At 58.3% G+C, this 7,324-nt stretch carries 6 protein-coding genes; all 6 read right to left on the bottom strand.

The annotated features are described in order from the left end of the window. Positions 1-76 precede the first annotated feature (76 nt). The 6 genes from WAW39_RS08390 to WAW39_RS08415 all read right to left on the bottom strand — a co-directional run bounded on the left by WAW39_RS08390 (position 77) and on the right by WAW39_RS08415 (position 7,009). The gene (locus WAW39_RS08390; RefSeq protein ID WP_422317713.1) at positions 77-709 is read right to left on the bottom strand and encodes an RNA polymerase sigma factor; all 633 of its coding nucleotides are present in this window, start codon (positions 707-709) and stop codon (positions 77-79) included. A 150-nt stretch (positions 710-859) separates the two neighbouring features. Then, on the bottom strand, positions 860-1,285 hold the full coding sequence (locus WAW39_RS08395) for a response regulator (RefSeq protein WP_422317715.1): 426 nt from the start codon (positions 1,283-1,285) through the stop codon (positions 860-862). 519 nt (positions 1,286-1,804) lie between these two features. Further along, entirely contained in the window at positions 1,805-3,397 is a 1,593-nt protein-coding gene (locus WAW39_RS08400; RefSeq protein ID WP_422317717.1) for a sialate O-acetylesterase, read from the bottom strand. 67 nt (positions 3,398-3,464) lie between these two features. Continuing rightward, positions 3,465-3,923 carry a ferritin-like domain-containing protein gene (locus WAW39_RS08405; protein ID WP_422317719.1) on the bottom strand — a complete coding sequence of 153 codons (459 nt, stop codon included), beginning with the start codon at positions 3,921-3,923 and terminating at the stop codon, positions 3,465-3,467. A gap of 51 nt (positions 3,924-3,974) precedes the next feature. Beyond that, positions 3,975-5,156 (bottom strand): phospholipase D-like domain-containing protein, encoded by a 1,182-nt coding sequence (locus tag WAW39_RS08410; protein ID WP_422317721.1) that lies wholly within the window; start codon positions 5,154-5,156, stop codon positions 3,975-3,977. A 38-nt stretch (positions 5,157-5,194) separates the two neighbouring features. Beyond that, entirely contained in the window at positions 5,195-7,009 is a 1,815-nt protein-coding gene (locus tag WAW39_RS08415) for an AI-2E family transporter (protein WP_422317723.1), read from the bottom strand. Positions 7,010-7,324: the final 315 nt, after the last annotated feature.

Genomic DNA, 7,324 nt, shown 5'->3' on the forward strand with positions numbered 1-7,324 from the left:
GTCCGGCAGCCTGCCGGACAGGGCTCTTTTTAGGCTGTCATGTCGCTGCTCACCTTCCAGTCAGCTTTCTGACCGATCAGGAATACTGCAGGTTTACCATCTCATTCCTACCGCGAAAGGATGACCGCAGTTTCTTCAAGCCGAGTTCCATCCGTGTTTTCACCGTCCCCAGAGGCGTGTGCGTGACTTGCGCTACTTCACGCTGGCTCATCCCCTTGAGGAAAGCGAGGTCGATGACCTGCTGCTGGTGCGCGGGCAGTCGGTTCAGATGCTGATGCAGCACCCGTGAAATGTCGGCATGCTCGCAGTCGTCCGCCGCATTCAGGGTGAACGGGCTCAGCCGGACCTCATTTTCCATCCGGTCCTTGGCGTTGTTATAGGCCTGAGACCGGCGCAGATAGTCAATTGACCGGCGTTTGGCCAGAGTCACGATCCACCCCAGCGCCCTGCCTTTCTCAGCGGAAAAATGATCGGCATGGTTCCAGATCTCCAGAATGCACTCCTGCAGGACGTCGTCCGCAGCGGCGGAATCAGGCACAATTCGCATGATGACACTTCGGAGCAGTGTCCGGTAGCGCTGAAACAAGGTCTCCATGGCCAGTGGATCTTGCATCTGAATGGCACGCATCAGCTCCTCATCAAGCGGTTGCCCTTCATGGCTGGGGACATCTCTGGATGACGAGACAGTGAAGGATTGGAATGTTTTCATGGCAAAGCACTACGCCCCCGCGTGCACCTCACAACCCGACCCCGACCTGCTCCGCTCCTCAGGTGATACCTGATGTTTTCACCCAAACATCAGGGTGCCCCCTGCCCCCTCCATCAGGGCTTTCGTTCCCATCATTCGGCAGGCACCGCTTCAATCGGTTCCGGTGAACCACACTCTACCTTTTTGAATGGCGTTCACAGCCTCCACCAGACTTCCAAGCGAAGCCTCCTTCCCAATGAAGCCCTTGGCACCGCAGGCTTTGGCCCGGTTGGGGTAGTTCTTGTCCATCTGCGCAGACACCATCAGCACCGGCAGACGTGGAAACTGCTTCAAAACCTCGAGAATGAATTCAAAGCCATTGCCGTCCGGCAGTTCCACATCCATCACCAGAAAATCGGGCACGTCCCTTTCGAGTTTGGCCCGTGCTTCAGTCAGGGAGGCGGCCATCCAGGCCATGGTGAGATCAGAATCGTCCTCCACCAAGGTCAAAAAAACGCCACGGATGATGGCGTGGTCGTCCACCACCGCAAGACGTTGGGGTTCATTCGGGAGCTTGGTAGAAGTAGTATCTTGCATGTTCAGAAAGCGTTTCGACACTCTTGGGGGAGCAGTCAGTTGCCGGACAAGACGCATTTGAAAGAGCCCACTGGGACCTGCCCCCTCTCCTCAATGAATTCCGCAGACAGCAGAAACGGGCGGTCAGCCGTCTCCTGCTCTCGAAAAAAAGGCTGTTTTTCAAGCGTGGCGGTCATGATCCTGACATCGCGCATGCCAGGCTTTTTGGTTGTATCAAACCGGCCGCCATCCACTCATTTCAATGACTGCCAGTCAGGTTTTGTTAGACCGGTTCTCGAAAAAATTGTCATTTTGATCCGGCGAGCGCAGCGGCCCCAGTGGCAAGGAGAGTGCGCCGCCTGCTATTTGAAAATAACAGGCAAGCGCACGACGCAGCCAATGGGGCCGCTCCGCCGTCCGGGCAATGTGACAAAATTTTTGAGAGTCGGTCTACATGTCAAATGCAGGACTCTTCGAGGTGGTGCTACTTGCGGCCTTAAAGACTGACGAGAGTTTGGAAAACGCTCCTTCCATCAGCTTCTACGGCTTGCTGGCACCGCCCTTGGGCGGCAGCGATGCATTGTCCATCGGCCAGTCATCCGTTCGAAAAGGGGCCGCCGGCAGGCTGGCCGCATTGATCAGATTGACCTCGGGATTGTTCGCCCAGGCATAACGCACCGCCACGGGCTTCTGAATGCCGCTGTGAGATACGATGACCTCCTTGCCCTGGATGCGGGCATCCGCCCACTGCCAGTGCTGGCTTTCATCGGCAATGGCAAAACCTTTCACCACCGCACCGCCGTCGGCTGTTTTGAGCCCTTCAGCATGCTGAAATCGAATCGCGACTTCACTGCCCCGAACGGCATGGCTTTCATACTGCGGCCCGCTCCACAGGATTTTTTCGCCATAGACTTTCGCCCGCGCCCACAGCGCGAGTCGATGCCCCACCTGCAGCTTGTTCGTGGGATGAAGGTTCACCGCATCGCCAACATCAAGATTGACGGTCATCCCCGTATTGGGAACCGCGAGCGCCTTGGACTGCGCCTCACGCAGCCGCGCCCAGGTGGCGGGGGCATTCGGCTCAGCTTCGCGTTTTAGGAAATTGGGCAGCTGCACCCAGGCAAACGGGACCTCCTTGCCCCAGCGTGCGCGCCAGTCGCGGATCATGAGAGGAAGCTGAACGGCATAAAGCGGACCATTGCCCGCGTTCGACTCGCCCTGATACCACACCGCACCACGTAGCGCGAAGGGGATCAGCGGCGCAATTTTTCCATTGAACAAGTTCCCCGGGCGGTTGGGATGGAGAGGATCGCTGCCCACATTTGCCGGCTGTGGAGGTGGGGGCTGCTTGGCCGCCTGTGCCGCTTTCACCGCATCCTGCCATAGCTTTTTGGCGGCCTCATTCTTCGCCCGGTTGTCGGGCTGCTCAAACAAATCCACGTCCTTCTGCCACCGCTTCAGCAGCGGCTGCAGCGCTGCTTCCTTTTGCATCGCCTCCATGCTGGTCCAGGATTCAATCGCCGTGCCACCGACGGACGAGTTGATCAAACCCACGGGAACTTTCAAAGTCTGATGCAGCTCCCGCCCAAAAAAATACGCGACCGCCGAGAAATTGGGAACCGTCCGTGGGGAGCAGCCCTGCCACACACCCTTGCCCTGCTCCTGCGGCGTCGTGGCGGTGAAGGACTGCACAAAGAACATGCGGATCAGGGGAAAATCTGCCGCCGCCATTTCCTTTTCGGCATCCGCCACCCCTTTGACCGTCATCGCCATGTTTGACTGCCCGGAGCACAGCCACACCTCCCCTACCAGCACATCTTTGACCACCTCGGTGCTTTGACCGGACACTCGCAGGATGCCAGGATCTTTGCTCGCTGGCAGCGGGTCCAGAACCACCTTCCAATGGCCGTCTTTATCAGCCTTCGTGATCTTGGTCTGTCCCGCAAAGCTCACATTCACCTCCTGCCCCGCCTCCGCCCAGCCCCAGACAGGGATCGGCTGGTCACGCTGCAGCACCATGTGATCTTTAAAAATCGCAGGCAGGGTGATGGCGGCACGGGTGCTGAGCGTCAGCCCGGCGGCAAGCAGCAGCATCAAACAAGCACGCATGGCATAAGAAGGGGGCTGTTTCATGGCATTACGTCTGCGGTCAGAATTGGGTTTCATGTTAAATCAATGGTGTTGCACCCTCCACCCATCACTAGGCTTCGATCACGGGGTTGTCGATGCCCAGCGCCTCGGCCAGATCCATGAAATGATCCTGCTCCTGGGCAATGATTTTGCGCAGCACCTCACTCAGCGCATACTCTCCCATGGACTCCGCCTGGCGTATTCTCTGCCGATAGTTGCGAATCGTCTCCATCTCACTATCGAGGTCAAATCTCAGCATCTCCTTCGGCTTGTCGGAGATCTTCACCTCTTTGGGTGTCGTTGTCGGAGTGCCGTTGAAGTAGTCGATCTGTTTCGCGATCTGAATGGCATGGCTGAGCTCCTCCTCGGCATGTAAAGCCAGTTCATTCGCGATGCTCTTGTATTCCGCTCCCTTCAACGTCTGGCTGTAAACCACGTAGGCAATGATCGCCTGGTACTCGCGCGCAAGATCTTCATTCAGAAGATCGATCATTTCTTGGCGGCTGGTGGTGGAGGCGGGAGCATTCATGGCAATGGGTGGTTACTCAACCATCGCGTTCCATCCCGCTTATGGATGTGCTCAATTCCAGCCGGACCTGGAGTTACGGCGGGGAGAAGTCTCTCTTTTTTGCACAAAGTATTGGGCCACCCCCAGATCCAGCCGGGTGAAAATGAAGCGCGCCAGCTTCTGCTTCAGTCGCTGCCACCAGTTGGACGGCCTCCGCCATGACAGGGGCTTCACCAGCACACTGTGGTCAAGATCCCGCTCAAAGGTGCGGCGCGCCTCCTTGGCGAGCACCGCGCTGCGAATCCGCAGCATGACTTCAAAATTGATGACCAGGCTGCGTGGATCGATGTTCGAAGATCCGATGTAAACAATGTCATCGACAATGAGCACCTTGGCATGCAGCACCTGCGGCTGGTATTCATGGATCTGCGCGCCACGGCGCAGAAAGCCCGAGTAAAGCGCGCGCGCCGCGACCTGCAGCAGAGGCACATCACTCTTTCCGGGAAGCAGCAGGCGAAAACTATGCGCATGTCTGGCGGCGCGCAGCAGCATTTTTTTGGCGCTCCCCACCGGCAGGAAGTATGCCGTGGTGATGGCAATGTCACGCGCATGCCGAAGATCATTGTGCAGGGCGCGCTGAAACACCCCCTGCTGCAGCCCCGGCCGTACGAGCAGCAGTGACACGTCTGCTCCAGCCTTCACCCAGCCGCTGCGGCTGTTTTTGCGCGCACGCCATATTTGATTCCCGGCGATCTCCACCTGCGATTCAATCGAGGCGGCAAGGTGCCGCACCACCGGTCCTTCGATGGAGATGCCACCATCCCGCCAGCCATCATCAACGCCGTCTCCTGCGTATTCAGGAGCGATGTTGCACCCGCCGACGAAGGCATGGGTGTCATCCACCACAAGCAGCTTGCGATGATCACGGAACGACCAAAAACGCCAGCGCACGGGATTGAACCAAACAACCTTTCCTCCCAGGCGGGTGAGTTCGCTGAAGTAGTTCCGATGCAGCCCCCAGCACCCCACGTCATCCAGCAGCAGCGTCACCTGCACACCCCGGCCCGCAGCTTCTGTCAGGGCATCCCGGAATCGTTCGCCAACCTTCGATGCGCGAAAGAGATAGCACTCAAAGAGGATGCTCGTCTGGGCCGTGGCGATGGCTTCGATCTCAGCGTTGAGATACCTCTTCCCCGAGTCATACCAGCAAATAGCATGACCGTCCGGCGTAGTGAGGAGCGGTTGAAGCTGCACATCCATAGATGAGGCAGTTTGGGCGCGGTGTCATCAGCTCATTGCTCCAGCTTTTCCAGCACCTCCCGCGCTTCTTTGAATGAAGAAACCACCCAGGTCGCGCCCGCTTCACGAAGTGGCTTGGGGTCGTACTCCTGTCCAGGAAGCCTCCAGCGGCAGACGAGGATCTTCAGGTCAGGCAGCTTGCCTCGCACTCGGAGGCAGAGATTTTTGGCATCGTGCCGCGCACGCAGGGGCATCGCGCTGATGCAAAATACGGCCGGCTTCTCCACTTCCAGTTCATGCACCAGCTCGCCAATGAGCCTCGGCCCATCATCCACCTTCAGCCCGATCGAACCGGGCAGAATCGCTGCAAGCATCTCCAGCGCCTGCGCATCGGCCTCGCCATGCAGGGCCCGCCCATAAACCTTCAGCGCCTGCGGTGCTCCATCCGCCTGCGGTGCACCAGCAGCACCACTGTCAGTGCTTTCCTTCAAAGACAGGAAACCTGAGCGCATGCTTCGATAAATCTCCGCCGCTTCCTCACGATCAAGCTTGCCCAGCACTTCCTCTCGCCGTGTCAGGGCCAGCGCAGGAAGGGCAATGTCTTCCAGCGTTTTTTCATAGCCTTCTTTTTTCAGCGATAACTCCACCAGGTCCTGCGCGGCGTCCTCATTGCCCGCCAGATGGTACTGATAATAGCTCAGGTGCGGCTGCGGCAGTGGATTTTCTCCCATCAGGATGTCCACCCACTCAAGTGAAGGCGCATGCTTGCAAAACACCACGATGCAGACCGTGAGCGGCGTGGCCAGCACCAGCCCCACCCCGCCCCAGAGCGATGTCCAGAAAGCGATGGCCAGCAGCAGCGCAAAGTCTGACAAGCCCACGCTGTGTCCGTAAAGCTTCGGCTCCAGCAGCATGTTTGTCAGCAGCTCAAGAACGACAATGAAGGCTACGACCACCAGCGGCTTCGTCCAGCCATCAAAGATGGTCAGACTCAAACCAAAGAGCAAAATGGCCACGATCCAAGAGCCTGCATACGGAATGAAACGGGAGACGGCGGCCAGCACCCCCCACAGCAGCACATAGGGAAGCCCGATCACGCTGAGCCCTATTCCCAGCACCAGCCCATAAATGGCGTTCACCGTGCTCTGCATGAGGAGATAGCGGCTGATGCGGTCGCCTGATTCATCGATCGCCTTCGTCGTCAGCGTGAGCCGCCCATAGCCCACCAGTCGCGCAACTCGCTGACTGATGTCGTTCAGACGCAGCAGCATGAACACCACAAACAAAATCACCACCGCCGCCATCCCCAGTGCATCCGCCAGCGTGGACACCACCATGTTGAAGGCCTTCATCAGCATGCCCTCCCCGCTAAACTGGGATGAAAGCGCGGCAGCAGGCGGAACTGACGGCGCAGGTGCCAACGGTGCAGTCGGTGCAGTCGGTGCAGTCGGTGCAGTCGGTGCAGCAGGCGCCGCCACAGCAGGTTTGGGCTGGCTCACATCTCCCACCAGCTGCCGCAGTCGCACGATGATCTGGGTCTCCCCAATTTTATGCAGCGACTCCACGCGGCGCTGAATGTTCTGCTGATGATTCGGCAGATCATTCGCGAGGTTCGCCAGTTCTCCGCCCAGCAGCCAGGCCACCAGCGCCAGGCTGGAAAAGCACACCATCGTCACCATGCCAAGACTCAGCACACGCGGCACACCCCAGCGGCACAGTCTTTTGACAAGCGGATTGAGCAGAAACGTGAACAAACTGGCAAGAGCCAGAGGGATCAGCACATCCCTGCCTACATAGAGGGTGCCGATGACCAGCAGCGCGCTGACGAATTTCAAAAAGTGCGACAGCGTGCGATTAAATGTGTCCATGACGGTGGTTGGGCGGAAGCCATGATCAGCATGCCTTCCTTGCGCTTGTTAATCTTGATCCGCACCGGTTCTGGATGTGTCCAAACTGCGAATAGGCAAGATCGTCCCTGCTTCGCTACCAAATGGCTTCCCAGGATCTCACCACGCCCGCCTGTTAGCCGGTGGCTCATTCTACTTGAGTAAGTCATCGGGGGCTCAGAATCCATGGGCCGGTTGTCGCCGTCTTTCGTCATCCCACTCCGCTTGACACCAGTCCCATCGGGACTGCGCATCATAGCGAAGGGTTGCCGAGCCTCAGCGAGGCTACCCTGGTAC

The sequence above is a fragment of the Prosthecobacter sp. genome (assembly GCF_049294395.1).
Classification (GTDB): domain Bacteria; phylum Verrucomicrobiota; class Verrucomicrobiia; order Verrucomicrobiales; family Verrucomicrobiaceae; genus Prosthecobacter.

Excerpts from the sequence above, each read along its gene's own strand:
- WAW39_RS08390 (WP_422317713.1), bottom strand. The coding sequence starts at position 709 with ATGAAAACATTCCAATCCTTCACTGTCTCGTCATCCAGAGATGTCCCC.
- WAW39_RS08395 (WP_422317715.1), bottom strand. The coding sequence starts at position 1,285 with ATGCAAGATACTACTTCTACCAAGCTCCCGAATGAACCCCAACGTCTT.
- WAW39_RS08400 (WP_422317717.1), bottom strand. The coding sequence starts at position 3,397 with ATGAAACAGCCCCCTTCTTATGCCATGCGTGCTTGTTTGATGCTGCTG.
- WAW39_RS08405 (WP_422317719.1), bottom strand. The coding sequence starts at position 3,923 with ATGAATGCTCCCGCCTCCACCACCAGCCGCCAAGAAATGATCGATCTT.
- WAW39_RS08415 (WP_422317723.1), bottom strand. The coding sequence starts at position 7,009 with ATGGACACATTTAATCGCACGCTGTCGCACTTTTTGAAATTCGTCAGC.